This window comes from Allokutzneria multivorans, assembly GCF_039537405.1.
Taxonomy (GTDB): Bacteria; Actinomycetota; Actinomycetes; order Mycobacteriales; family Pseudonocardiaceae; genus Allokutzneria; species Allokutzneria multivorans.
Map to the genome: position 1 here is coordinate 120,622 of NZ_BAABAL010000008.1, position 25,888 is coordinate 146,509.

Genomic DNA, 25,888 nt, shown 5'->3' on the forward strand with positions numbered 1-25,888 from the left:
CACCAGCGGGGTGGCTGGGAAACCGGGTGGAGGGGCGCGGGCGAAGCGCAAGGGGGAGCGCGTGCCCGCTGAGTCGCTGCCGTGCGCGCGGATCTGCGTGGACGTGCCGTTGGCGCACCTGAACCGCCCGTTCGACTACCTGGTGCCCAGCGATGTCGACGCGGACGTGGTTCCGGGGGTGCGCGTGCGGGTGCGCTTCGCGGGGCAGCTGGTGGACGGCTACGTGCTGGAGCGCGTGGAGGCGTCGGAGTTCGGCGGGCGACTGTCCTATCTGGACAGAGTGGTCTCGCCGGAGCCGGTGCTGGCGCCGGAGATCATGAAGCTGGCCCGCTCGGTCGCGGACCGGGGCGCGGGCATGATGATCGACGTGCTGCGGCTGGCGATCCCGCCGAGGCACGCCAAGGTGGAGGCCGAGCCGCCGCGTGAGCCCGCGCGCGTGCCGGAAGCGCCTGCGGCCGAGGTGTGGCACGCCTACCCGCGCGGCAAGGCGTTCCTGGACGCGGCGCTGGCGGGCAGGGCCGCGCACGCGGTGTGGCAGGCGCTGCCGGGGGAGGACTGGCCGGCGAGGCTCGCCGAAGCCGCCGCGACGGTGGCTTCGACGGGGCGCGGAGCGGTGATCGTGGTGCCGGACCACCGCGACCTGACGCGCGTGCACAAGGCCTGCGAAGCGTTGATGGGCGCGGAAGGCGTGGTGGCGCTGTCGGCCGACCTCGGCCCGGCGGAGCGCTACCGCAGATGGCTGGCGGTGTTGCGCGGAGCGGTGCGCGTGGTCGTGGGAACGCGTGCGACGGCCTTCGCGCCGGTGCACGACCCGGGGCTGCTGGTGATCTGGGACGACGGGGACGACCTGCACTACGAGCCGCGCTCGCCGTACCCGCACGCCCGCGAAGTCCTCGCGCAGCGCGCGCACGCGAACGGGGCGGCGTTGCTCGTGGCGGGTTTCGCGCGCACGACCGAGGCACAGCTGCTGGTGGACACGGGGTGGGCGCACGAGATCGTCGGCTCGCGCGAACAGATCAGGGCAGCGGCGCCGCGAGTGGCTTCGATCGGGGAGACCGATACGCAGCTTGAGCGCGATCCCGGTGCGCGTTCGGCACGGTTGCCGTCGATCGCCTTCGACGCCGCGCGCTCGGCGTTGGCAGCGGGGGCTCCTGTGCTGATCCAGGTGCCACGGCGGGGTTATGTGCCGTCGTTGACCTGCGCGAACTGTCGTGAGCCCGCGCGCTGCCGTCGTTGCGCGGGGCCGTTGGCACTGCCCGGAGGCTCGCGGGAGGACCAGCCGAGACCGGCGGCGTGCCGGTGGTGCGGCGTCAGCGAAGCGTCGTTCGTGTGCCCGGGGTGCTCCTCGCGCCGCATGCGCGCGGCGGTGATCGGCGCGAAGCGCACGGCGGAGGAGCTGGGGCGCGCGTTCTCCGGCATCGTCGTCCGCACGTCGGGCGCGGACGAGGTGCTGGCCTCGGTGCCGGGCAAGCCCGCGCTCGTCGTGTCGACGCCGGGCGCGGAGCCGGTCGCGGAGGGCGGCTACGGCGCGGCGCTGCTGCTGGACGGCTGGGCGCTGCTGGGCCGCGCGGACCTGCGCGCCACCGAGGAGGCGCTCCGCAAGTGGCTCACCGCCGCCGCGCTGGTGAAGCCCGGGGTGGACGGGGGCAAGGTCGTGGTCATCGCGGAGTCCTCGATCGCTCCGGTGCAGGCCCTCGTGCGGTGGGACCCGGTGTGGCACGCGCGCCAGGAGCTGGCCGGGCGGCACGAGCTCGGCTTCCCGCCCGCCGTGCGGATGGGCACGGTCGACGGCACCCCGGAGGCGATCGACCAGTTCCTGGAGACCGCACAGCTGCCGGAGTCCGCCGAGGTGCTCGGCCCGGTCCCGCTCGGGCCGGAGAGCGCGGACGGGGTCGCCGAGAAGGAGCGCGCGCTGATCCGCGTGCCCCGCCGCGACGGACGGCTGCTGGCCAAGGCGCTTGCGGAGGCGCAGGGCGTGCGCACCGCCCGCAAGGAGACCAACCCGGTGCGGGTCCGCTTCGACCCGCCCGAGCTGGTCTGAGCCTTACGCGGTGCGGCGGAGCGCGGGGGTGGGCTCGATGAGCGGGACCACCCGGAGCTCGCCGTGGGCGTCGGTGATCACATTGCGGTACAAGGCTTCGAAGCGCTCCAAGGTGGCGGAGATCGCGTGCTCGGCGATCATCTCCGCGCTGGCGGCGCCCATCCGCTTGAGCATCTGCTCATCGCCCAGGACCTGGGCCAGGCGCGCGGCGAGCACCAGCACGTTGCCGGGCGGGAACAGCCAGCCGTTGCGGCCGGGGTGCACCAGGTGCGGCAGCGCCATCGCGTCGGCGGCCACCACGGGCTTGCCCGCGGCCATCGCCTCCATGGTGACCAGGCTCTGCAGCTCCGCGATCCCGGGCATGCAGAACAGGTCGCAGCGGGCGTAGGCCTGCACCAGCTCCTCGTCGCTGATCCGGCCGAGGAAGCGCACGCGGTCGGTGATGCCGAGCTCCTCCGCCAGTGCGGCGAGGGGCTTCTCGCAGCTGCCGCCGCCGACGATCTCCGCGCGGACGTCCAGCTCCTCGGGCAGCTTCGCCATGGCGCGCAGCAGCTCGTCGACGCGCTTCTCCTCGTCGAGGCGGCCGACGAACAGGATCGTCTTGGAAGCGCCCGGGGTCCGCGCGACGGGGGTGCCGCTGCTGTACTTGTCGATGTCGATGCCGCAGGAGATCGCCAGGGCCTCGCGGCCGAGCTTGTTGGCCTGCAACAGCTCCACCGCCCTCGGCGTCGGAGCGGTGACCACCTGCGCCCTGCCGAAGACCTTGGCGAGGTCGCGGTAGGCGAGTTTCGAGGCGGTGCTGCGGAACCAGCGCGGGACCTTGGCGTGCGCGAAGAGGTTCTCCGGCATGAAGTGGTTGGTCGCCACGAGCGGGATTCCCAGTGCGGGCGCGGTCTTCGACAGCGCACGGCCGACGACGAAGTGCGCCTGCGAGTGCACCACGTCCGGGCGGATCTGCCACAGCAGCTCCTCGGTCTCGGCCTTCACCTTCCACGGCACCGAGAACCGGAAGTTGTCGTAGAACGGCCATCTGTAGGACTTCAGGTGGTGCACGGTGATCCCGTCGACGGCGTTCACCCCGGCCAGCATCTCGGCGTCGGCGGCGGGAGCCGGGCACAGCACGTGCACCTCGTGGCCGACCGAGGCGAGGCCGACCGCGAGCCGGTGGGCGAAGTTGGCCGCACCGTTGACGTCCGGCGGGAAGGTGTCGGCGCCGATGACGATCCGCAGGGGACGGTTGCTGGTCATGGTTCGGTCCTGTCCGTGAGGGGTGAGCTGGCGTGAGCGGCGGTGAGCACCCGCTCGGGATCGGTCGCACTCGGTGGTGCTGGGTTCTTGTTGTCGCGCAAGGCGATCAGGGTGACTCCGGCGAGCGCGACGGCGGCGCAGGCCAGTTCGAGGACGGCGACGGCGGGGCTGGTGCCCGCTGCCTCGCCGAGCAGTCCGACGCCCATGCCCACCGCGACCAGCGGGTCGAGGACGGTCAGGCACGCGACCACCATGTGCGGGGGCCCGCTGGCGTAGGCCTGCTGGACGCACCAGCCGCCGACGAGCAGCGCCCCGGCCACGCCGAGCACGGCGAGCGGGTCGATCTCCCCGCTGAGCTGGAATCGTTGTGCGACAAGGCGGATGAGGACCGAGATCAGTCCGTAGGAGACACCGCCCGCCACGCCGAGCGCGAGGCAGCGCAGGCCCTTGGAGCTCAGCGCGCCGACGAGGCCGAGCACCGCGAGCAGGCCGACGGTGATCAGCAGCGCGTCGGTGGCGGCGGTCAGCGGTGGCAGCGAGGAGGTGGCGTTGCCAGCGGCGAGCGCCACGAACAGGCCCATGCCGAGCGTCGCGGTGAGCACGGGCGCAAGACGTTGTGCGGTAAGGGGTTCGCCGGACTGGCGGGCGTCAAGCACGGCCGCGAGCACCAGGGCGAGCACCCCGACCGGCTGGACCACGATCAGCGGTCCGATGGCCACCGCGACGGCGTGCAGCACGGTGCCGCCGACGAGCAGCGACAGACCGGTCAGCCACCGCCGGTCGCGCAGCAAACCCAGCAGTGAAGCCATTTTCAGGCTCTCCCCGGTGCTGGAAGCCCGTACGGCGGAGTGCTGCAACCGAGCGGCACCCGCGTAGCAGCAGGCGCCCAGCGCGGCCAGCGCAACGGCAAGCACGGTCAGTTCCATCACACGACCAACTCTTGTGCGCGTCGCCGAACGGAACCATCAGGGAATACCCCCGGACTACCCGGAACTCTCGGTGCGAACTCAGGATCACCCCCCAGGGTTTCCTGGGGGTAGCCACAGCACCGCTTCCGGATGTCACCGTGAACAACCCACGGGAGTGGGCCTCAGCACTTGAAGGGCGTCAGTACTTGAAGGCGGGCACCACCCTCGTGCGATCGGTGCCGTTCGGTCCCCGTTCGACGATCCGGGCCCGCCAGCTCTCGTTGGGCAGTGGACGTTTGGCCTCGGCCTCCTCGCTCAGGGTCATCGGCTGGACCGGGAGCGCGACGAAGACCCCGTTGCCGATCAGGGTCCGCAGCTCCTGGCCCTCGGGGCCGAGCAGGGTCATCGACCGCACCTCCGGCGCGACGCGCCCGGAGAACCTGGTGATGAGCAGCCCGTCGACCAGGAGAGAACCCGGCACCACCGGCTCCTCGGCCGAGACCGGCCGCTCGAACCGCTGGGAGCCGTCGGTGAACACGGCTCCGAACGAGCTCGCACCACCCACGGTCTTGCACACGCCGAGTTGGTTGTCCAGCCTGGCCACCACGGCGGTGCCGCGCGTGCCGAGGTCGAGCCGCAACGCCGGCTCCCAGTTCTCCGCGTCGGCCACCGGCCGGGAGCCGAGAGCGGACGCCCTGGTGATGCACGCCCCCAGCTCCACGCCCAGCGAGGAACTCCGGTCAGTCGTGCGCCCCTGATCGGTGACGAGGATCGCCGGGCTGGGCGGCTGCCTGCGGGTGCCCAGCTTGGTCACCCGGTGCTGCCGCACACCACCCGCGGTGATGGTCATCGCGCCGGACTCCTTGGGAGGGACCACCACGAACAGTCCCTCGATGACGGTCGTCCGCTGGTTGGCGTAGGAGATGTTCGGGACGCCGCCGCGCACCTCGTAGCTGTCGACCCGGGTGTCGATCGCCACGGAGTCGCGGCTGGTGCTGCCGAGCAGGAACCCGGAGCTGGAGACCGCGTGAATCTTGATCTGGTGGTCGGTCGAGTCCGCCGCGGAGTCGGCCGCCCACAGGTTCACCTGCGTTCGCGAGGCCTCGCAGAACACCGGGCGGTCGCCGGCGAGCACGGCCGTGATCGCTCCGGTCGACATGGACGAGAACCGGAAGACCGCCCGCCAGCGAGCCGGGTCGGGGAACGTCCCGGTCCGGCCGCTGGCCCGTGCGGCCTGGCGGCAGCGCTCCAGGTCCACGTCCTTGCGCGCGGTCAGCTCCTTGACGCTCCTGTCGTGCTGACCGGCGTCGAAGTTCGGCATGCCGCCGTCCTGGAGTCCTTCGTCACCGGCGCCGAGCAGCAGGGGACCGCCGACGGCCGTGCCGGTCAGCAGCGCGAAGGTGGCGAACAGGGCGCCGAGGGACTTGCGGGAGCGGCGCCGGGGCCGGTTCAGCTCCTCGTTGAGCTTGGCCCGCATGCTCGCGCGCACGTCGAAGGGCAGCTGGCGCTTCGGGGGGAGGTCGAACTCGCTCATCGGGAGGCTCCCTCTGGCAGGACCGCGCGCAGTTTCGCCCTGGCGCGGAAGATGCGGGCACGCACGCTGGACTCGGCGATGCCGAGCGCGGACGCGGCGTCGGAGAAGGACAGCTCGCCGAGCAGGCACAGTTGCACGGCCTGGCGCTCGCCCTTCGGCAGCCGGTCGACGGCGGCGAGCACCTCGCGCACCCGGCGGTCGCCGTCCACCTGCTCGGCGACGCCGTCGGCGTGGTCGCGCACGACCCCGGGGTCGGGGAGCCGGTCCACCGCGCGGCGGAAGCGCAAGAGCCTGCGCGACTCCGTGCGGGCAAGGTTCCCGGCGACCGTGTACAGCCAGGGCAGCGCGCTCTCGGAGACCAGGACCATCTCGCCGCACTTGCGCCACGCGGTCAGGAAGGTGTTGGAGGCGAGGTCCTCGGCGGTGGCCCACGAGCCGGTCAACCGGTAGGCGTGGTTCCACACGGCCTCGGCGTGCCGTTCGAACAGCTCGCCGAAGGCGTCGCGGTCGCCGTTGGCCGCTCGCAGCCACAGCTCGCGGTCGCCTGGGGGTTCTGTCACCGGCACGCTCCGTTCCGTCACCGCGAGCAGCCTCGTCGCAGTCGTCATACCGGTGAGTGGCCGCACCGCCCACCGCCGTTGCGTCCCCATCAGGTTCGTAGACTGTGGTCACTTTCTTGAGAGGAGACCCGTGACCGTTCAGCCCGTTCGCCTGTTCGGTGATCCCGTCCTGAGGACGAGGGCCACCGAGGTGGTGGACTTCGACAAGGAGCTGCGCGGTCTCGTGCGGGACCTCTGGGACACCATGGAGGCCCAGGGCGGCGCGGGCATCGCCGCCCCGCAGATCGGGGTGAGCCTGCGCGTGTTCACCTACCACTGCGACGGCTTCGCCGGGCACCTGATCAACCCGACCTTCGACGTGGTGGGCGAGGAGGAGCAGGACGGCCCGGAGGGCTGCCTGTCGATCCCCGGGATGAGCTGGGACTGCCGCAGGCACCTGCACGTGGTGGCCAAGGGCTGGAACATGCACGGCGAGCCGGTCGAGGTCGAGGGCAGCCACCTGCTGGCGCGCTGCATCCAGCACGAGAGCGACCACCTCGACGGCGTGCTGTTCGTGGACCGGCTCGACGCCGAGACCAGGAAGCGGGCGCTGCGCGAGATCCGCGAGGCGGAGTGGTTCGACGGCGGGGTCCCGGTCATCAAGGAGAGCCCGCACTCGTTCTTCGGCAAGGGAGGCGTGTGATGAGGCTGGTCTTCGCGGGGACGCCCGAGGTCGCGCTGCCCGCGTTGCGCGCGCTGCTCGACTCGCCCCGGCACGAGGTGGTCGCGGTGGTGACCCGCCCCGACGCGCCCGCCGGTCGCGGCAAGAAGATGCAGCGCTCGCCCGTGGGCGCGCTGGCCGACGAGCACGGCATCGAGGTGCTCACCCCGGCCAAGGCGGGCGATCCCGGCTTCCTGGTTAGGCTCGCCGAGCTGGAGCCCGATTGCTGCCCGGTGGTGGCCTACGGCGCTCTGCTGCCGCAGCGGTCGCTGGACATCCCCAAGCACGGCTGGGTCAACCTGCACTTCTCGCTGCTGCCCGCATGGCGCGGCGCCGCGCCCGTGCAGTCGGCCGTGCGCCACGGCGACGAGATCACCGGCGCCAGCACCTTCCGCATCGTGCGCGAGCTCGACGCGGGACCGGTTTTCGGTGTGGTGACGGAGAAGGTGCGCGAGCGCGACACCGCGGGCGAGCTGCTGGAGCGCCTCTCGATCTCCGGCGCGGACCTGCTGCTGTCCACTGTGGACGGCATCGAGGACGGCACGCTGGTCGCCGTCGACCAGCCCACCGAGGGCGTCAGCCTGGCACCGAAGGTCACCGTCGATGACGCGCGCGTGGACTTCACCGCGCCCGCCACCGCGGTCGACCGCCTGGTGCGCGGAGTGACCCCGGAGCCCGGGGCGTGGGCGCTGTTCCGCGAGGAGCGGTTCAAGCTCGGCCCGGTGCTGCCCGTCCCGGCGGGGGACACGGCTGCAACCGGCTTGGCACCGGGTGAGCTGCGCGTGGAGAAGAAGCGCGTGCTCGTCGGGACCGCCACCACCGCCGTGCAGCTCAGCGACGTGCAAGCGCAGGGCAAGAAGAGGATGGCCGCCACCGACTGGGCGCGCGGCACCCGCATCGAAGCTGGAGAACGACTCGGATGACCTTCAACCAGCCACGCAGGCGGGGCGGCTCGCGCAACTCGGGACCGCCGCGCGGGCGGACCGAATCGCCGAGGCGCCCTCCCGAGCTGGACCCGGCGCGGATGGCCGCGCTGGAGACGCTGCGCGCGGTGCGCGAGCGCGACGCCTACGCCAACCTCGTGCTGCCGAAGCTGTTGCGGGAGCGCAAGATCACCGGCAGGGACGCGGCGCTGGCCACCGAACTGGGCTACGGCACCAGCCGTGCGCAGGGCCTGCTGGACGCGGTGCTCGAGGCGTGCTCCGACCGTCCTCTGTCCGAAGTGGACGGACGGGTGCTCGACGTGCTGCGGCTCGGCGCGTACCAGTTGCTGCGCACCAGGATTCCCGCGCACGCCGCCGTCGCCTCCAGTGTGGACATGGTCAGGGTCGAGGCCGGCGGCGGCGCGGGCGGCTTCGCCAACGCCGTGCTGCGCAAGGTTTCCCAGCAGGACGAGCAGGCGTGGGTCGAGCAGCTCGCCCCGCCCGCCGACACCGACCCGGTCGGCCACCTGGCGTTGCGCACGGCGCACCCCAAGTGGATCGCCCAGGCCTTCGCCGACGCGCTCGGCGGCGCTCGCGGTGAGCTGGCCGAGGCGCTCGCGGCCGACGACACCCGGCCCGGCGTGCACCTGCTCGGCAGGCCCGGGGAGATCAGCGCGGACGAGCTGGCCGCGATCACCGGCGGCGAGCCCGCGCCGTACTCGCCCTACGGCGTGCACCTGGACTCCGGCGACCCCGGCGACCTCGAACCGGTCCGCCAGCACCTCGCCGCCGTGCAGGACGAGGGCAGCCAGCTCGTCGCGGTCGCGCTCAGCCGCGTCCCCGTGACCGGCGGCGACCAGCGCTGGCTGGACCTGTGCGCGGGCCCGGGCGGCAAGGCGAACCTGCTCGGCTCGCTCGTGGCGATCCAGGGCGGCACCCTCGACGCCGTCGAGCAGGCCGAGCACCGCGCCAAGCTCGTCCGCCAGGCCACCGAGGGCCTCCCGGTCACCGTGCACGTCGGCGACGGCCGCGAGCCCGAGCTGCCCGAGGGCTCCTTCGACCGCGTGCTGGTCGACGCCCCGTGCACCGGCCTCGGCGCGCTCCGCAGGCGTCCCGAGGCGCGCTGGCGGCGCAAGCCCGAGGACGTCGGCGGGCTGACCAAGATCCAGCGCGAGCTGCTGCGCTCGGCGTTCCGGCTGGTCAGGCCCGGCGGCGTGGTCGGCTACGTGGTCTGCTCGCCGCACCTGTCCGAGACCGTCGGCATCGCCGTGGACGCCGCGCGCCGCGCCCAGTTCGAGGTGATCGACGCGCGCGAGCACTTCCCCGGCGTCCCCGACCTCGGCGACGGGCCGTACGTGCAGCTGTGGCCGCACCGGCACGGCACTGACGCGATGTTCTGCGCACTGTTCCGCCGTCCGGAGCAGTAGGGCTACTTCGCACAAGGATCGGTGTAGGGGAGCTGCGGTACGTGCTCACCCCAGAGTTCGCGGGTGAGCACGCCGGAGGTCGCCGCGCAGACGCGGTCGGTCACCTGAGCGGCGTCGAGCGTCCACAGCCGAACCGAGCGGTCGGTGCTCGTGGTGACCAGGCTCCGGCCGTCCGGGCTGAAGGCGACTGACCAGACGACGTCGCGATGTCCGGTCAGCGGCCTGCCGATCTGTTTCGCGCTGGCGAGGTCCCACAGCCGGACCGTCTGGTCCGTGCTGGAACTGGCGAGCCGACGCCCGTCGTGGCTGAACGCCAGCCCTGATGCCGTTTCGGTGTGCCCGGTGAGCACCGGGCCGCGCACCGGGTGCGCCAGGTCGCGGACGTCCCAGAGCTGGATCAGCCGATCGCTGCCCGACGTCGCCAGCCACCGGCCGTCCCGGCTCACGGCGCCCGTCCAGACCGTCGCCGTGTGACCGACCAGCGGCTGGCCGATCTGCTTCGGTGACGCGGGATCGGCGACGTCCCAGAGCCGCGCGGTGCGGTCGGGCCCCGACGTGATCAGGGTCGCGCCGTTCGGCATGAAGTCCGCCCAGACGGCTCCGGGGTGCGCCGCGCCCGTCAAGCGCGGCCTCGCCGGGTCGCGCACGTCCCACAGCCGCACCTCCCGGCCGTAGGCGACGGTTGCCATCGTGCGGCCGTCGGGGCTGAACCGAACCCGCCACACCGTGTCGCCCGGCGAGGTGATCGGCTGTCCGAACGGCTTGGCGTCGGCGGGGTCGGTGGTGTCCCACAACAGCACTCGCCCGTCGTCCCCGGAGGTCGCGAGCAGCTTGCCGCCGGGGACGAACGCGGCGGAGCGGACAACGCCGCCGTGCCCCGTCAGCGGTCGGCCAAGAGGCTTGGGGTGCAACGGATCGCGGGTGTCCCAGAAGCGGATCGTGCGGTCCTCTCCGGTGGTGACGAGCGTGTGATCGGACTCCCGCAAGGCTGCGGCGAGCACGGCGGCGGTGTGCGCGGAGAGCACTGTCGGCGGGGTCGTCCAGAAGCGCAGGACGGTGTCCTCGCCGCCGCTCACGACGGTGTTCCCGTCCGGGAGCGCCACCACCGCGTAAGCCATCCCCGCGTTTCCCCGCAGCTGGCGCTCGACCGGGGTGGGCGTGCGGATGTCCCACTGCCGCACCGTTCTGTCGCTGCTCGCCGTGACGATCCGCTGCCCGTCCGCGCTGAACGCGAGCGAGAGCACGGCGCTGGCGTAACCGGACAACGGCTGGCCTACCTGGGCTCGGCGGCGAACGTCCCACAGCCGCACCGTTTTGTCGTCGCTGCCGGTCGCGAGCATGGTCGAGTCGGCGTTGAAGGCAACCGACCACAGCGCTCCGCCGTGTCCGCGCAACGGCTCCCCGAGTGGCTCGGCAGCAACGGGATCGCTGATGTCCCACAGGCGCGCGGTCCGGTCCACGCCCGCCGTCGCGAGGAGTCGCCCGTCCGTGCTGACGGCCACCGCGCGCACGATTCCGGTGTGCCCGTGGAGTTCGCGCGAGACCGGCGCAGGGGCGCTGAGGTCCCAGATCCTTGTCGTCTCACCCGCGCTCACCAGGGTGCGACCGTCCGGTGTGAGTGCGATGGAGTTGATCGTGTCGAGATGGCCTTCCAGTTGTGCGCCAACCGGTTTGGGGTGCGAGGCGTCGCGGGTGTCCCAGAGCCGGATCGCCCGTCCCGGGCCGGAGGCCGCGAGCACGCGGCCGTCACGGCTGAGCGCCACGGCCAGCACCGCGTCGCCGCGTCCGGTCAACGGCTGTCCCCACGCCTCACGGCTGACCGCGTTCCACAGCCGGACGGTTCCGTCCTCACCTGCCGTCGCCAGGAGGGAGCCGTCTCCGCTCGACGCGATCGACCGGATCGCCCCCGAATGCCCGGGGAGAGCGGTGGAGAAGGTGGTGTTCTGTGCGGAGATCGTTCTGGTGTAAGCGTTCTCGTCATCCGGCCGGAGCTTGCTCGCCGCGAGGTTCAGTCGTGCGGACAGCGACGGGTCAGTCTCGGTGACGCGATCGATCTCAGCGGCCAGCTGCGCGTACCGCGCGTCATCCCGCTGTCGCAGAACGACCACGGTGGACACCGTCGCGACGATGGCGAAGACCGTGATCGCAGCGACCGCGCTCCTGCGGCTCCACACGACTCGCCTGCGGTGCTGCTCCGACCGGCTCAGGAACGCCCGCGCGGCGGCACTGAGCTCCTCCTCTGCCCAGCGTCGCACCGCCGCCAAGCGCGCACCGCGGTAGAGCAGCGAAGGGTCTCGCCCCGCGCGCTCCCACGCCTCGGCGTCCTCGTCGAGCCGTTGCAGGAGAAGCCGCCCCTCACGGTCCTCGTCGAGCCACTGGCGCAGCCGTGGCCATGCCCGCAGCAGTGCTTCGTGGGTGATCTCCACCGAAGCGGTGTCCACGGTGACCAGGCGCGCGGCGGCCAGCACCTCCAGCACCTCCACCGCCGCCGCGCTGTCGTCGCCCGCTCTGGCCAGCACCTCGTCGCGGGTGGCCCGCCGACGCGTGTCCTGAGCGTCCTTGCCGATCCGCACCAGCCGCAACAGCATCGCCTTGGCGGAGACCTTGCCCGCCTGGTCCAGCCGTTCCCACGCCCGCTCCGCCGTGGCCGCGACCGACCCGCGGATTCCGCCCGCCGCCGTGTACCCGGCGATCGTGAGGCGATGTCCTTGGCGTCGCTTCCACGTGGACAGCAGGGCGTGCGAGAGCAGCGGAAGGGCACCCGCGTCGTGCTTCCCGCCGCCGGCGACGAGGTCGCGGAGCAGCAGCTCCACAAAGCCGGGTTCGAGGTGCAGACCGACCGCCTTGGCCGGGCCCGAGATCGCTTCACGCAGCTGTTTCGCCGCCATCGGGCCCAGTGCCAGCTGCCTGTGCTGCGATGCCTCCGCGAGCTCCGGGTGCTCAAGGCACTGGCCGTAGAAGTCGGCGCGGACGCCGATGACGACCACGGCGGTCGAGCTGATCGCGTGCAGCCTGCTGATGAACGCCTGCTGCGCGCGCGAGTCGTTGGTGAGGGTGAAGACCTCTTCGAACTGGTCCACGACGTGCACCAGGCCTGCGCGGTTCGCCGTCACCCCGTGCTCGTCGAGCTCGCGCAGCGGGTCGACCCCCGGGGCCAGGTACGCGGTGTCGCAGGTGAGTGCTGGGAGCAGGCCGGCCCTGAGCAGAGATGACTTCCCCGCTCCTGAAGCGCCGACGACCATGACGACTCCGCCACCGCTCTCACGCGCGTCGTTCACCAGATCGAGAAGGTCGCGGGTGCTTCTCTCTCGCCCGAAGAACCATTCGGCGTCCTCCTGGCGAAAGGACGCGAGGCCGCGATAAGGGCACACGGGATTTTCGGCGCGAGGTGCTGCGATGCCCGAAATCGCGCTTTCCCAGAGCGAACGCCAGGAATCCAGATCGTACAAACCTTCGACGCGCGGCGAGGGGCGCCTTTTCCGCGCTTCGCCGACCAGGATCTCCACCACGGTGGCGAATCCGGCGAACTGGGCCGGGACGTTGCGGCCCCGCCGCCAATCGCTGATCCGCTGGACGCTGACCCGCAACGGCCGTCCGCGTTCGTCCACCCGCCGGGCGCGGCTGACCGACTCGGCGATCCGTTTCAGTGGCGGATCACCGGCCTCCGCGCAGAGGAACGCGAACCGCTCCGCGAACACCGCACGCGTGTCCTCGCTGCTCATGCAGCCGACCTTAACGGGTGCGAATCCGGACCGGAAACGCCGGTCTGCCTGGCTGAACAGCGCTTATGTGGCGCTTGGCGCCGCAGCGGGTGGAGCGTCGACGGTGGCGGCGGCGAGGCTCTTTCCCGACGGGACGCGGCCCGCCCCGTCACCGGGACCGGAACCCTCAGCGAGCCTCCCCCAGGGCGCGTCGAGGGTTTCGGTCCTCAGCCGCTGTGGGGTACGAGGGGTCCCCACAGCGGCGTTTCGCTCACGGGTTTTCGAGCAGTGATTCCAGTGCGGGGCGAAGGGGCGCGGTGATCTCCTTGGGGCGCCGCGTCTCTCGGTCCACGAAGACGTGGATGAAATGGCCCTCGGCGAGCAAGTCATCGTCGCGGTAGAGCCCGAGCTCGTAGCGCACGCTGGAGCGTCCGAGGTGGCCGACGCGCAATCCGACCGCGATTGTTTCGGGGAATGCGGCGGGTGCTTTGTAGGAGCAGTGCGATTCGACGCAGAGGCCGATCGTGTCACCGTTGTGGATGTCGAGCCCGCCGGTCTCGATGAGCCACGTGTTGATCGCGGTGTCCATGAACGAGTAGTAGGCCGCGTTGTTCACGTGGCCGTAGATGTCGTTGTCCTTCCACCGCGTCGGCACGTCCTGCCAGTGCACGTAGCTCACGCGTTCCCCTCTCTACGTGGTCTTGCGGCGCGCGTAGTGCTGCCGCGCCTTCGCCCTGTTGCCGCACCGGGCCATCGAGCACCACTGCCGGTTGCGCGCCGGTGATCGGTCCACGAAGCGCAACCCGCACGTCTCCGCCGCGCAGATCCTGACTGTCGGCGATTCCAGGAGCAGTTCGATCGCATCGACCGCCACCGCGCCCAGTGCCGAGGCGACGGCGTCTTCCGGTGTCGGCACGTAGGCGACTGGTTCGCGCTGCGGTGTCAGGCGCAGTTGTAGCGGTGGCTGGTGGTGCCGCGCCGCCCACGCGTTGAGCACGGCGATGTCGGCGTCGGCGAGTTCACCCCGGAGCACGCGGTCGACCGCCTCGCGCAGCCCCCGGATCGCGTCGAGGTGCTTAGCGGTCACTTCTCCGTGCTCAGTCAGCTTCGCGAGCCGCAACCACTCCGCGAGCGCGTCGGTGTCGTCGAGCAGCTCCCGGGCGCCCGTTTTGCGGTCGCGCAGCGTGTTCACCAGGTCGACGCTCGCCCGTCCGCCGTCCCAGATCCAGTCCCGCCTGGCCATCGTCCCCTCCTTGTCCGGAGAGTCTGCCGCACGCTACGGTCTCTAACCACCTTAGACGGTTAGGAGACGCTCATGGATGAGGTCGCCCAGGTGAACGGGCTGCGGATGCACTACCGGCGCGAGGGGGAGGGGCCGCTCGTCGTGCTGCTGCACGGCTGGCCGCAGACCAACCACTGCTGGCGCCACGTCGTGCCCGAGCTGGCCCGCGATCACACGGTCATCGCCCCCGACCTGCGCGGATACGGCCGGACCGACAAGGCCAGGGACGGCTATGACAAGCGCACTATGGCTTCCGACGTTTCAGTGTTGATTGAAACTCTCGGTTTCTCCGGCGCGGCTGTCGTCGGGCACGACCGAGGTGCGCGCGTCGCTCACCGCTGGGCTCTCGATCGCCCGGACCAGGTGGAACGCCTCGCCGTGCTGGACGTAGTGCCGATGCGCGCGATGTGGCAGCGCATGGACGCCAAGCTCGGCGCGGCTTACTGGCACATGCTGTTCCACCTCCAGCCCGACCTGCCGGAGCGCCTCGCGGGCAATGACGTCGCCGGTTACCTCGGCTATTTCTTCGAGAAGTGGACCGTCAACCGCCACGGTCTCGACGCCGCCGCTATCGCCGAGTACGTCCGCGCTTTCTCGGCTCCCGGAGCGCTCCGCGCAGGTTTCGACGACTACCGCGCCTCCATTTCGCACGATGCCGCTCTCGATGACGCCGATTTCGACGCTGGTCGTCGCGTCGCTGTGCCGGTTCTCGCTTTGTGGGGTGAGGCGGGCCTGCTCAATTCACTGCCCGCCCTGGACATTTGGCGCGAGTACGCCACCGATGTCCGTGGCGGCCCCATTCCGGAGTGCGGCCATTTCCTTCCGGAGGAACGCCCTGCGGAGGTTGTGGCGGAGCTGCGTGCTTTCCTGGCTTAGCCTCAGGCCAGGAGCGTGCCCGGCTCCGGCTGGTAGGGCTGGAAGAATTCGTTGGCGCTAGCCCCCTCCAGGGTGAGCACCAGCGCGGGCACCTGCATGCCGTCGATCTGTTCGCGGATGATGTCGGCGTGCCCCGCGTGCCGCGCACATTCCTCGATGAGGTGCACGAAGAAGTAGCGCGCGTTGATCGGCCGAGCGTCGAAGATCCCGTGCCACGGCGCAGGCGGCGACATGTCGTCGGCGGCCGGATCGCTCGCCGCGATCGCGTCCAGCATTTCAGCGCGCAGCTGGTCGAAGTCTTTGATGGTTCCCGCAACCGTCTCGTCCTCGCGCACGACGAAGCTGTCTTTGAACTCGGCCCACGCCGCCTCGTCCATCGGCTGTTCGGTGACTTCGGTCCTCATCCGCTCCAGCGCTCCGCGCATGACGAAGGCCGTGTGCTTGATGATTCCCCCGACCGACAGCTCGCTCCGGCACGGCGTTTCGCGCGCCTGCTCCTCGGTCAGGCCGAAGGCGGCGGAGCGGATGGCCGTGAGCTGCTCGTCGATGTAGTTGACCAGGCCGGTGACTTCGTCGTGCTGGGCGGGTGCGTACATCGCTCTGCCTCCAGGTTTCGCAGGTGTTGGAGGCGAGTCTGCCGACCATTGCGGTCAGCTTCTGTCCGCAATCGGAGCCAGTTCTGTTTCGGCGTGCACTGAGGGTGTGCGCCGACTCAGAACGGCGCCGGTTCGGCGATCGGCACTGGGTGCACGTCTTCGGTCTTCCCGTTCGGCGTGGTCCAGGTGTGTGTCCCGTCGGGTTGGTTCTCGCATTTCCAGTTGGAGTGGGTCTTCATCCGGTGATGCCTGCGGCATTTCGGCCGCAGGTTGGTGAGTGTGGTGTTGGTTCCGTCGTATGGGCAGCAGTGGTCGAGGTCGCAGCGGTGTGCGGGTTGGTTGCATCCGATGGCCATGCAGGTGGGATACCGGGCGGCGATGAGTTCCCGTTGTTTCGGGGACGGCCGGTAGACGTGGCTGATCTCTTCGGCCATGCCGGTCATCGGGTCGGTGAGGATGCGTTTCCAGATCCCACCTGCTGCGATGTCGCGGGCGATGGGTGCGGGGATGGGGCCGTAGCCGCCGAGGATGGCGGGGTCGTTGGTCATGCCGAAGGCTGAGGTGATGGGCATGGTCAGGTAGACCATCGTTTGGCCTTGCGGGGCGGGGGTGTCGTGGCCGAGCAACAGGTCCCGGGCGACGTCGGAGCGCTTCTGGTCGAGGGTCCGGTCATCTTTCGGGAGGGAGCGGGCGATGCGGTTGACGTGGTCGTAGACCATGGCGGCGTCGTGGGCGGTCATCATGAGCCGGAGGAGGGCCATACCGTCGTCGAGGTTGATCTTCTCGACCATGCGGGCCTTGCGCTTCTCCGTGAACCGACGTTCAGCGGCCTTCGGATCAAGTCGGTGGATGAACCGAACCGCGTACTGACGCGTCGTCGAGTAAGAGTTCTTCTCCGCATGCGCCAACAACGCCTCCTCAGCGACCGCCGCGTGCGCGACCGAGAGAACCCGCACCAGATCAATGATCATGAGCGCTTTGCCCTCATCGACCCGGCCTTCGACCATCGCCTTCAACACTCCCGGGCGGGAGGTGAGGTCGGTGGCACGGTCGATCAACCAACCCGCTTTCACCCGTGATACGCGCAGTTCACGCATCAACAGCTCTTCAGAGAATTCCCGATCACGAGGTTCAAGATCGGATACATAGTTGAGCAGGGTCACCGAAAACTCAGCTACGGCTTTACCCATGCCCGTGAAGGCCGCCTTAAGGACGGCGTCAGGGTCCATACCTCTATTCTACGTGAATAAAATAGTGGATCATGGCCCTAACGGATGAATTGCCAGGCGTCGAGCACGCCGAAAACGCAACCCGAGACTAACTCGACGGACGGCTGGAAATGGGTCGGCTTTACCTGGGGTGCGCGTGCCATACGCTTGTCCGCGAGGGCCGGGATCCATCCCGTGCCCGCCCGGCCTACCACGGCACGCGCAAGGGGCCCCAGGTCAAGCCGACCCCCACGCAGCCAACCGGCGCCCCACGCACGCACCCGCACCCGCCGCTGAAACCGGTGCCCGCTGGAAGTCCAGCGCAACAAAGCTGGAACCCCAGCCGTCCCCGACCCCGAACCCCCAGCCGTCCCCCACGAACACCCGCGACCAGCAAGCCCCACAACCCCAACAATGATCACGCTGGCACACTCCACCTCCACAGCACACCGAAGGAGGACCGGCGTGAACGACGGCACGGGCCTGCGGAGAGAACTCTCCAGCCGCCAGGTCGGCATGATCGCGCTCGGTGGCGCGATCGGGACCGGGCTTTTCCTCGGCTCGGGTCTGGCCATCTCGATGGCCGGACCCTCAGTGGTCGTGGTTTACGCGCTCGCCGCCGTGGTCGCGCTCGCCCTTTCCTACGCGCTCGCCGAAATGACCGTCATCCATCCCGACGCCGGCGGGTTCGGGGCGATCGCGCACCGCTATCTCGGCCCGATGGCGGGGTTCGTCCAACGGTGGCTCTACGTGGTCGCGCAGATCGTGAACATCGGCAGCGAGGTCGTGGCGGCGGGCCTGTACATCCAGTTCTGGTGGCCGCAGGTGCCGCTCTGGGTGCCGGTGGCCGGCTTCTCCGCGTTGATCCTGACGGTGAACACGTTGTCGGTGCGCTTCTTCGGCGAGTTCGAGTACTGGTTCGCGATGATCAAGGTCGTCACGATCGTGGCGTTCATCGGGATCGGCGCGTACTTCCTGCTCTTCGGGTTCGCGGGGCACCCTTCGCCGGGGTTGTCGGCGGTCACCGAGCACGGCGGCTTCCTGCCGAACGGGCTCGGCGCGGCGTGGCTGGCGCTGAGCGTCGTCAGCTTCAGCTACCTGGGCACGGAGGCGGTCGCGGTCACGGCCGCCGAGTCGCGTGATCCGGAACGCGACGTGCCGAGGGCGGCGCGGAGCATGGTGCTGCGGCTGGGCCTGTTCTACGTGCTGGGCACGGCGGTCCTGGTGCTGATCGTGCCGTGGTCGGAAGCCGCTGGTGTGGAAGGCATCACACAGAGCCCCTTCGTCCGGCTCTTCGAGTACGCGGGCGTGCCCGCCGCGGCCGGGGTGATGAACTTCGTGGTGCTGACCGCCGCGCTGTCGGCGATGAACACCAACCTGTACCTGAGTTCGCGGATGGTGCACTCGCTCGCGGTGGTCCGGCAGGCCCCGCGTGGTCTGCTGAAGATCAGCAAGCGCGGTGTGCCGAGCCGCTCGCTCGGGGTGTGCGCGGTCGGCCTGGTGATCGCGGTGCTGGCGTCGGTGTTCTCCCCGAAGGACGCGTTCCCGCTGCTCATCGGTGCCGCGCTGTTCAGCGGGCTGGCCGCGTGGATCATCATCTTCGCGACGCACTTCGCGTTCCGCCGGGCCCGTGAGCGCGCGGGCGCGGCGCCGTCGCCGATCCGCCTGCCGGGCGCGCCGGTGACCTCCGGGCTCGCGGTGCTGGTGCTCGTGGCGGTGCTCGTCACGACGGGCTTCACCGACCAGTTCTTCGTGGCGTGGCTGGCCGGGCCGCCGTTCCTGGTGCTGCTCGTGCTCGCCTACCTGCTGGTCCGGCGCCGGGCCGCCGCGCGAGCGGACGAGCCAGCCGCCTAGACTGCTCTTCCGTGGCTCGTCAGGCGCTGATCGCCCCCTCCATCCTGTCCGCGGACTTCGCCCGTCTCGCCGAGGAGGCCGCCGCAGTCGGCGGTCCCGACGGCGCCGACTGGCTGCACGTCGACGTCATGGACGCGCACTTCGTGCCGAACCTGACGCTGGGCCTTCCGGTGGTGAAGTCGCTGCGCAAGGCGACCGAGATCCCGCTGGACTGCCACCTCATGATCGAGAACCCGGACCGGTGGGCCGTCGGCTACGCCGAGGCGGGCGCCTACAACGTGACCGTGCACGCCGAGGCCGCCGGGGACCCGGTGAAGATCGCCAAGGACCTGCGCGCGGCCGGGGCCAAGGCGGGCCTGTCGGTCAAGCCCGGAACGCCGCTCGAGTCCTATGTGGACGTTCTGAAGCACTACGACACGCTGCTGGTGATGTCGGTGGAGCCGGGCTTCGGCGGGCAGTCCTTCATGCCCGAGGTCCTCGACAAGGTGCGCACCGCGCGGCGGCTGGTCGACACCGGGCACCTGAAGCTCGTCGTGGAGATCGACGGCGGCATCAACGCCGACACCATCGAACAGGCCGCTGAGGCCGGGGTGGACTGCTTCGTCGCGGGTTCGGCCGTCTACGACGGCAAGGATCCCGGCAAGGCCGTGCGCGCCCTGCGCCGTCAGGCGCTCGATTCGGCGCGCTGATGTCCTCGGTGTCAAGACTCGACCCCGCAAGCGGGTCTTCGGCGCTCGAACTCGCGATGCGCTCGGCGATCGCGGCCAGCGAGGGGGTTCGCGGCTTCACCAGCCCGAACCCGCCCGTCGGCTGCCTGATCGTCGACGCGGGCGGCAAGCCCGTCGGGTTCGGGGGCACCCAGCCGCCCGGTCAGGCGCACGCCGAGATCGTCGCGCTCCGCATGGCCGGAGCGGCGGCCAAGGGCGGGACCGCCTTCGTCACGCTGGAGCCCTGCGCGCACCACGGCCGCACGCCGCCGTGCGCCGACGCGCTGATCAAGGCCGGGATCGTCCAGGTCTACTACGCGATCGACGATCCGTCCCCGGTGGCTTCCGGTGGGGCGCAACGGCTCCGCCAAGCGGGCGTGACCGTCCACTCAGGACTGTTGGCGGACCAGGTCCGGACAGGGCCGCTGCGCGCGTGGCTGCACCGCGTGCGGACCGGGCGGCCGCACGTGACGTGGAAGTTCGCGTCCTCTGTGGACGGTCGGCTGTCCGCAGCGGACGGCACCAGCCGCTGGATCAGCTCACCGGAGGCCAGGGCCGAGGTGCACGAGCTGCGGCTCAAGGTCGACGCGGTGATCGTCGGCACCGGGACCGTGCTCGCCGACGACCCGCAGCTGATCTCCCGCCCTCCGGTGAACGAGACCGCGACCCGGCAGCCGCTGCGCGTGGTGGTCGGCGAGCGCGACATCCCGGCGGGCGCGCGCGTGCTGGACGACGCGGCGGAGACCGTCCACCTGCGCACCCGCGACCCGCGCGAGGTCCTCGCGGCCCTCACCGAACGCGGCGTCGTGGACGTGCTGCTCGAAGGCGGCGCGAAACTCGCGGGCGCCTTCTGGGAAGCAGGAGCGGTGGACCGGGCGTTGGTGTACATGGCACCGATGCTGCTGGGCGCGGGAACCCCCGTGCTGGGCGAGATCGGCGTCGGCACCATCGGCGACGCGCTCCCGCTGATGTTCGAGAGCGCCACCATGATCGGCCCGGACGTGCGGATCAGCGCCGTCCCGGCACCCGAGTAGGAGGACCACGTTGTTCACCGGAATCGTCGAGGAACTGGGCAGGATCACCGCGGTGGAGCATGCCGCGCACTCGGCGCGCCTGACGGTGCACGGCCCGCTGGTGACCTCCGACGCCAAGCACGGCGACTCGATCGCGGTGAACGGCGTGTGCCTGACCGTGGTGGAGGTCGCCGACGGCGCCTTCACCGTGGACGTGGTGCACGAGACGCTGCAGCGCTCCAGCCTGGCCAAGGCCGAGGCGGGGCAGGCCGTGAACCTGGAGCGCGCGGTCGCGGCGGGTCAGCGGCTCGGCGGGCACATCATGCAGGGCCACGTGGACGGCACCGGCACGCTGCTCTCCCGCGACGAGACCGGGCTGACGCGCTTCGCCATGCCGCAGAACCTGGCCCGCTACGTGGTGGAGAAGGGCTCGATCGCGGTCGACGGCGTCTCGCTGACCGTGGTCGACGCGGGCACCGACGAGTTCAGCATCGCGCTCATCCCGACCACGTTGGAGCTGACCACGCTCGGCCACCGCGAGCCCGGTGACGTGGTGAACCTGGAGGTCGACGTCGTCGCCAAGTACGTGGAGCGCCTCGCGACCCCGCACCTGGCCACGTGATGAACGCCGCGCGGGGAATACCGCCGGGTAGGGGACAATGGGCCGTGACTGGCGCACAGACATAGGAGCGGCCCGGTGACCACTTTGGACCCCATCGAGCGGGCGTTGGCCGACATCGCGGCGGGCCGTCCCGTCATCGTCGTGGACGACGAGGACCGGGAGAACGAGGGCGACCTGATCTTCGCCGCCGAGAAGGCCACTCCCGAGCTGATCGCGTTCACGGTCCGCTACACCTCCGGCTACATCTGCGTGCCGTTGACCGGTGAGGACTGCGACCGGCTCGACCTGCCGCCGATGTACCACTCCAACCAGGACGTGCGCGGCACCGCCTACACGGTGACCGTGGACGCCAAGGAGGGCGTGAGCACCGGGATCTCCGCCGCCGACCGCGCGCACACCATCCGGCTGCTCGCCGACGCGAAGGCGGTCGCGGGTGACTTCAACCGCCCCGGGCACGTGGTTCCCTTGCGCGCCAAGGACGGCGGCGTGCTCCGGCGGCCCGGCCACACCGAAGCCGCGGTGGACCTCGCGCGCATGGCGGGGCTGCGTCCGGCGGGTGTGCTCTGCGAGATCGTGAGCCAGAAGGACGACGGCGAGATGGCGCGCCAGGACGAGCTGGCCGTCTTCGCCGCCGAGCACGACCTCGCGCTGATCAGCATCGCCGACCTGATCGCCTACCGGCGCCGCTCGGAGAAGCAGGTCGTGCGCGTGGCCGAGGCCAGGATGCCCACGGTGCACGGGGTTTTCCGCGCGGTCGGCTACGACAGCCTGATTGACGGCGTCGAGCACGTCGCGCTGGTCTACGGCGAGATCGGCGACGGCAAGGACGTGCTGGTGCGCGTGCACTCGGAGTGCCTGACCGGAGATGCTTTCGGTTCGCTGCGCTGTGATTGCGGGCCTCAGCTCGACGCGGCGCTGGCCTTGGTCGCGGCCGAGGGGCGCGGCGTGGTGCTCTACATGCGCGGGCACGAGGGCCGGGGCATCGGCCTCATGCACAAGCTCCAGGCCTACCAGTTGCAGGACGCGGGCGCGGACACCGTGGACGCGAACCTCGCGCAGGGTCTGCCCGCCGACGCGCGCGACTACGGCACCGGCGCGCAGATCCTGGTGGACCTCGGTATCCACACGATGCGCCTGCTCACCAACAACCCGGCCAAGCGCGTCGGGCTGGAGGGTTACGGGCTGAGCGTGACCGGGCGCGTGCCGCTGCCGGTGCGCCCCAACCCGGAGAACGTCGACTACCTGCGGACCAAGCGCGACCGCATGGGACACGAGCTGCACGATTTGGATGTGACATGAGCGGTGAGGGAAGGCCGGAGCAGGTCGTTCCGGACGCGACGGGGCTGAGCCTCGCCATCGCGGCGACCACCTGGCACGTGGAGATCACTGACAACCTGGTGGCGCGCGCTGTTTTCGCCGCCAACAAGGCGGGCATCGCATCGCCGAAGGTCGTCCGTGTCGCGGGCGCGGTGGAGCTTCCCGTTGTGTGCCAACAACTCGCGCGCACGCACGACGCGGTTGTCGCGCTGGGCGTGGTGATCCGCGGCGGCACTCCGCACTTCGAGTACGTGTGCGACGCGGTGACCGCCGGGCTGACGCGGGTGGCGCTGGACGAGTCCACCCCGGTCGGCAACGGCGTGCTCACCTGTGACACCGTCGAGCAGGCCATCGACCGCTCCGGGCTGCCGGATTCGGTGGAGGACAAGGGTTTCGAAGCGTGCGTCGCCGCGCTCGACACCGCTTTGACGCTGAAGGGGCTGAGAGGGTGACCGCCGCAATGTCCGACGCAGTGACCGAGCTGGTGATCCGTCCGCGCAAGGTCCGACGGGTGGCCCCCGTGCTGGCCGTCGCGCTGGTCGCGGTCTTCGTCGTGGTGGGCCTGCTGCTGGGCAACACCCCGACCGGCGCGTACTTCCGCGTGGCCGACCAGATCGCCATGGCGGGCATCGGTGTCGCGCTTGCCGGTGCGGCTCTGCTGTTCACCCGGCCCCGTGTGCGCGCCGACGCCGAGGGCATCGAGGTGCGCAACATCGTTGTGACGCACCGGTTCCCGTGGGCGCTCGTGCGCGAGGTGAACTTCCCGGACGGTTCGGCGTGGGCGCGGCTGGAGCTGCCCGACGACGAGTACGTGCCGGTGATGGCGATCCAGTCCACCGACTCGCGGCACGCCGTCGACGCGATGCGCGAGCTGCGCGCGATGCACGCCTCGCAGACCCAGCAGGACACCAAGTGAGCGTTCGGCTCGGCGACATCGTTCTGCGCAACCGCTTGGTGACCTCGTCGAGCCTGCTGGGCTACGGCGTGTCCAACTCCTCGCTGGTGCCGTACGGGATGAGCCCGATCTCCAAGTTCGTCCCGCTGGAGCGTTTCGGCGCGATCACCGCGCGGACCGTCACCGTCGAGCCGCGCGAGGGGCACTTCACCACCCGCGACGTGTGGCCGGTGCGCGAGCTCCCCGCGCTGCTCAAGCGCTACGGCACGGTGCTGCGGCAGACCGACACCGGCTGGCTCAACGCCTTCGGCTGGTGCAACGTCGGCATCGACGCCTACCTGCGCGACTACTTCCCGCGCACGCGGGGGCAGCGCACGATCATCTCGCTGGGCGGCTTCTCCGCGGAGGAGTTCGTCACGCTGGTGGACAAGGTCAACGCCGCCGTGCCCGCCGGTGACATCGCCGCCGTCGAGCTGAACGTGTCCTGCCACAACGTGAACTTCGACTTCAACAAGATCATCGGCTCGGTGCTGGCGGAGGCCGTTCCGCGCAGCAACCACCCGGTGATCCTGAAGCTCTCGCCCGACTACGACTACCTCGGGCACGCTCGGCTGGCGGCGAAGCACGGCGTCTCCGGGCTCACCGCGATCAACACCGTGAAGGGCCTGCGGCTCGATCCGAGGACCGGGAAGCCGTGGCTGGCCAACCGCTACGGCGGGGTCTCCGGCCGCGCGATCAAGCCGATCGGCCTGCGCGTGGTGTCCGAGCTGCGCGAGGCCGGGGTGACGCTGCCGATCATCGCCACCGGCGGCATCCGCACCTTCGACGACTGCCGCGAGTACTTCTGGGCGGGCGCGGACGCGGTCAGCCTCGGCAGCGCGTCGTGGTTCGCCAGCTACCCCGGCTACCTGCTCTCCCCGCTGCACGCGCTGCGCATCCGCGGTCTGCTCAACAAGATCGAGAAGTTCACCCCGCCCGCTCGCTAGTGGTCACCCGAAGTGATTCGGTCACATCGCGAACGGTGTGACCGGTCGCTTTGGGTGGCGGCGGGGCTGTGCCTTTCGTACTCCGAGATCGGATGACCGGGCGAATCGGTTTCCCAGAAGAGTTGCGGCGGGATGATCGGCGTTATCCGTCAAGTACCGTTCCTTCGACTTTCACCGTTGAAGGAGTTCTCGTGTCCGAAGTCGCTGAGCTGGCCCGTACCACTCTCGCCACGCACCAGTCGTTGTTCCTGGCCACCTCGGGCCCCACCGGTCCGTGGGTGAACGGCGTCTACTTCGCCGAGGACGGCCTGTACTCGCTGCTGCTGGTGCTCGAACAGCGCGGGCGCACCCTCGCGGCCCTCCGGGAGAACCCGATGGCCGCCGTGATCGTCTCCACCGGCTCGCCCGCCGACCCGTTCCTCCAGGCCACGGTGCGTGCGGAGATCCTGGAGGAGGGGCCGGACGCGGAGGCCGCGCGCGCGAGGTTGCTGGCGAAGGTGCCCTACGTGGCGCCGTTCCTGGAGACACCGATCGTGACCGCGCGCCTGCGCGTGGAGTCCTGGCGGGTCACCGACATCCCCAACGGCTGGCTGCCCGGACGCGACCTCGCGGCCTGACTGCGGCAAACGGGTCGACCCTTTCCCGTGAAGGGTGAATGCGCTCACGGAATCCGTTGTTCGCGCGTCGAATTCGCACTCGCTCGGGCGACTGGTCGCTTCGGAAAGGTCGACCTAATGTCGATCGCATGAGCCTCGCGATGCGAACCGAGAACGAGAACAAGCGCTTCGAAAAGTGGGACGTCAATGGTGACGGCCGGGTCGACCGAACCGACTACCGCGAGGAGGGCCTGCGCATTCTCGCGGCGTTCGGAAGGGACGAGGACTCGCCGCAGGGGCGGGCCGTCATGGGCGCGATGATGGAGCTGTTCGCGGTCCAGGCCGCCGCCGTCGGTGTCGCTCCCGACGGCTCGCTCGACCGCGAGCAGTTCCTGGCCGCCGATCAGGAGCTGATGTTCGGCCGGGGCGACACCGGCTTCGACGAGGTGCTGCGCCCGACCATCGCGGCCATCGCCGACCTGTGCGACACCGACCGCGACGGCCTGGTCGACAAGATCGAGCTGCGGCTGTGGCTCACCTCGGCCGTCGGCCTCACCGAGGAGGAGTCCGACCGCAGCTTCGAGCTGATCGACCTCGACGGCGACGGCCGCCTGACAGTCGAGGAACTCGTGACAGCCGTCCGCGAGTTCCACTACGGGCGCCTGGACATCCCGCTCCTCGGCTGAGCCCGCGCTCCGCCGCACAGCAACCTCAACCGTCTCAGCGCGGACTGATGAACCCAATGTGGCATTGGTTACGTCTCGCGCAACAAATGCCACATTGGGTTCATACGTCTTCGGGTTCGCTGGTCTTCAAGATCGCCTGACCCCCGTCTCCGCGGTCTCCAGTGACGGCAGGCGGTTTGGGGTGGTGGGCGACGTCCGCAACGGCGGT

24 protein-coding genes are annotated in these 25,888 nt (G+C 70.5%); 15 read left to right on the forward strand and 9 right to left on the reverse strand.

Annotation, left to right across the window (positions count from 1 at the left end):
- The first annotated feature begins 61 nt into the window (after window positions 1–61).
- A complete protein-coding gene (locus ABD798_RS13905) occupies window positions 62–2,041 on the forward strand; it encodes a primosomal protein N' (protein WP_344874611.1) in 1,980 nt (659 codons plus the stop codon).
- Between the two features lie 3 nt (window positions 2,042–2,044).
- Here ABD798_RS13905 and ABD798_RS13910 read toward each other — a convergent pair whose 3' ends face one another.
- The 4 genes from ABD798_RS13910 to ABD798_RS13925 all read right to left on the reverse strand — a co-directional run bounded on the left by ABD798_RS13910 (window position 2,045) and on the right by ABD798_RS13925 (window position 6,339).
- Entirely contained in the window at window positions 2,045–3,289 is a 1,245-nt protein-coding gene (locus ABD798_RS13910) for a glycosyltransferase (protein ID WP_344874613.1), read from the reverse strand.
- Window positions 3,286–4,215 carry a DMT family protein gene (locus ABD798_RS13915; RefSeq protein ID WP_344874615.1) on the reverse strand — a complete coding sequence of 310 codons (930 nt, stop codon included), beginning with the start codon at window positions 4,213–4,215 and terminating at the stop codon, window positions 3,286–3,288. Before ABD798_RS13915 ends, ABD798_RS13910 begins: the two co-directional genes overlap by 4 nt.
- A 181-nt stretch (window positions 4,216–4,396) precedes the next feature.
- Window positions 4,397–5,731, reverse strand: coding sequence for a hypothetical protein (locus ABD798_RS13920; RefSeq protein WP_344874617.1), 1,335 nt, complete (start codon window positions 5,729–5,731; stop codon window positions 4,397–4,399).
- Window positions 5,728–6,339 (reverse strand): RNA polymerase sigma factor, encoded by a 612-nt coding sequence (locus tag ABD798_RS13925; protein ID WP_344874619.1) that lies wholly within the window; start codon window positions 6,337–6,339, stop codon window positions 5,728–5,730. The genes ABD798_RS13920 and ABD798_RS13925 overlap by 4 nt, the downstream gene beginning before the upstream one ends.
- 82 nt (window positions 6,340–6,421) lie before the next feature.
- Here ABD798_RS13925 and def point away from each other — a divergent pair, with 82 nt between their 5' ends.
- Genes def through ABD798_RS13940 form a run of 3 tightly spaced genes read left to right on the forward strand, consistent with a single transcriptional unit; the run spans window position 6,422 to window position 9,341 of the window.
- The gene (gene def, locus ABD798_RS13930) at window positions 6,422–6,973 is read left to right on the forward strand and encodes a peptide deformylase (RefSeq protein WP_344874621.1); all 552 of its coding nucleotides are present in this window, start codon (window positions 6,422–6,424) and stop codon (window positions 6,971–6,973) included.
- The gene (gene fmt, locus ABD798_RS13935; RefSeq protein ID WP_344874623.1) at window positions 6,973–7,914 is read left to right on the forward strand and encodes a methionyl-tRNA formyltransferase; all 942 of its coding nucleotides are present in this window, start codon (window positions 6,973–6,975) and stop codon (window positions 7,912–7,914) included. Before def ends, fmt begins: the two co-directional genes overlap by 1 nt.
- Window positions 7,911–9,341: an RsmB/NOP family class I SAM-dependent RNA methyltransferase gene (locus tag ABD798_RS13940; protein WP_344874625.1), complete on the forward strand. Its 1,431-nt coding sequence runs from the start codon at window positions 7,911–7,913 to the stop codon at window positions 9,339–9,341. The genes fmt and ABD798_RS13940 overlap by 4 nt, the downstream gene beginning before the upstream one ends.
- 2 nt (window positions 9,342–9,343) lie before the next feature.
- Here ABD798_RS13940 and ABD798_RS13945 read toward each other — a convergent pair whose 3' ends face one another.
- The 3 genes from ABD798_RS13945 to ABD798_RS13955 form a co-directional block, all read right to left on the reverse strand.
- Window positions 9,344–13,063: an nSTAND1 domain-containing NTPase gene (locus tag ABD798_RS13945; protein ID WP_344874627.1), complete on the reverse strand. Its 3,720-nt coding sequence runs from the start codon at window positions 13,061–13,063 to the stop codon at window positions 9,344–9,346.
- Between the two features lie 250 nt (window positions 13,064–13,313).
- Window positions 13,314–13,721, reverse strand: a complete 408-nt coding sequence (locus tag ABD798_RS13950) for an acyl-CoA thioesterase (RefSeq protein ID WP_344874629.1) — start codon at window positions 13,719–13,721, stop codon at window positions 13,314–13,316.
- 12 nt (window positions 13,722–13,733) lie between these two features.
- Window positions 13,734–14,285 (reverse strand): CGNR zinc finger domain-containing protein, encoded by a 552-nt coding sequence (locus tag ABD798_RS13955; RefSeq protein ID WP_344874631.1) that lies wholly within the window; start codon window positions 14,283–14,285, stop codon window positions 13,734–13,736.
- 72 nt (window positions 14,286–14,357) lie between these two features.
- Between ABD798_RS13955 and ABD798_RS13960 the strand changes: the two genes are divergently transcribed.
- The gene (locus tag ABD798_RS13960) at window positions 14,358–15,200 is read left to right on the forward strand and encodes an alpha/beta fold hydrolase (RefSeq protein ID WP_344874633.1); all 843 of its coding nucleotides are present in this window, start codon (window positions 14,358–14,360) and stop codon (window positions 15,198–15,200) included.
- A 2-nt stretch (window positions 15,201–15,202) separates the two neighbouring features.
- Here the strand turns inward: ABD798_RS13960 and ABD798_RS13965 are convergent, their stop codons facing one another.
- Both ABD798_RS13965 and ABD798_RS13970 read right to left on the reverse strand, forming a co-directional pair.
- Window positions 15,203–15,796, reverse strand: coding sequence for a DinB family protein (locus ABD798_RS13965; protein ID WP_344874635.1), 594 nt, complete (start codon window positions 15,794–15,796; stop codon window positions 15,203–15,205).
- 116 nt (window positions 15,797–15,912) lie between these two features.
- Complete coding sequence (locus ABD798_RS13970; RefSeq protein WP_344874637.1) at window positions 15,913–17,025, reverse strand: HNH endonuclease signature motif containing protein; 1,113 nt, start codon at window positions 17,023–17,025, stop codon at window positions 15,913–15,915.
- Between the two features lie 444 nt (window positions 17,026–17,469).
- Here ABD798_RS13970 and ABD798_RS13975 point away from each other — a divergent pair, with 444 nt between their 5' ends.
- From ABD798_RS13975 to ABD798_RS14020, 10 genes are all read left to right on the forward strand, one after another.
- Window positions 17,470–18,858, forward strand: a complete 1,389-nt coding sequence (locus ABD798_RS13975; RefSeq protein ID WP_344874639.1) for an amino acid permease — start codon at window positions 17,470–17,472, stop codon at window positions 18,856–18,858.
- A 26-nt stretch (window positions 18,859–18,884) separates the two neighbouring features.
- Window positions 18,885–19,547 (forward strand): ribulose-phosphate 3-epimerase, encoded by a 663-nt coding sequence (rpe, locus tag ABD798_RS13980; RefSeq protein ID WP_425549222.1) that lies wholly within the window; start codon window positions 18,885–18,887, stop codon window positions 19,545–19,547.
- A 56-nt stretch (window positions 19,548–19,603) separates the two neighbouring features.
- Complete coding sequence (gene ribD, locus ABD798_RS13985; RefSeq protein WP_425549223.1) at window positions 19,604–20,599, forward strand: bifunctional diaminohydroxyphosphoribosylaminopyrimidine deaminase/5-amino-6-(5-phosphoribosylamino)uracil reductase RibD; 996 nt, start codon at window positions 19,604–19,606, stop codon at window positions 20,597–20,599.
- 10 nt (window positions 20,600–20,609) lie between these two features.
- Entirely contained in the window at window positions 20,610–21,200 is a 591-nt protein-coding gene (locus tag ABD798_RS13990; RefSeq protein ID WP_344874646.1) for a riboflavin synthase, read from the forward strand.
- Window positions 21,201–21,275: 75 nt separating this feature from the next.
- Entirely contained in the window at window positions 21,276–22,499 is a 1,224-nt protein-coding gene (locus ABD798_RS13995) for a bifunctional 3,4-dihydroxy-2-butanone-4-phosphate synthase/GTP cyclohydrolase II (RefSeq protein ID WP_344874648.1), read from the forward strand.
- Window positions 22,496–22,969 (forward strand): 6,7-dimethyl-8-ribityllumazine synthase, encoded by a 474-nt coding sequence (ribH, locus tag ABD798_RS14000; protein WP_344874649.1) that lies wholly within the window; start codon window positions 22,496–22,498, stop codon window positions 22,967–22,969. Before ABD798_RS13995 ends, ribH begins: the two co-directional genes overlap by 4 nt.
- Before the next feature lie 8 nt (window positions 22,970–22,977).
- Complete coding sequence (locus ABD798_RS14005; protein WP_344874651.1) at window positions 22,978–23,433, forward strand: PH domain-containing protein; 456 nt, start codon at window positions 22,978–22,980, stop codon at window positions 23,431–23,433.
- A complete protein-coding gene (locus ABD798_RS14010; RefSeq protein WP_344874653.1) occupies window positions 23,430–24,398 on the forward strand; it encodes a beta/alpha barrel domain-containing protein in 969 nt (322 codons plus the stop codon). The genes ABD798_RS14005 and ABD798_RS14010 overlap by 4 nt, the downstream gene beginning before the upstream one ends.
- Window positions 24,399–24,589: 191 nt before the next feature.
- Window positions 24,590–25,015 carry a pyridoxamine 5'-phosphate oxidase family protein gene (locus ABD798_RS14015; protein ID WP_344874655.1) on the forward strand — a complete coding sequence of 142 codons (426 nt, stop codon included), beginning with the start codon at window positions 24,590–24,592 and terminating at the stop codon, window positions 25,013–25,015.
- Between the two features lie 128 nt (window positions 25,016–25,143).
- The gene (locus ABD798_RS14020) at window positions 25,144–25,680 is read left to right on the forward strand and encodes an EF-hand domain-containing protein (protein ID WP_344874657.1); all 537 of its coding nucleotides are present in this window, start codon (window positions 25,144–25,146) and stop codon (window positions 25,678–25,680) included.
- Window positions 25,681–25,888 lie beyond the last annotated feature (208 nt).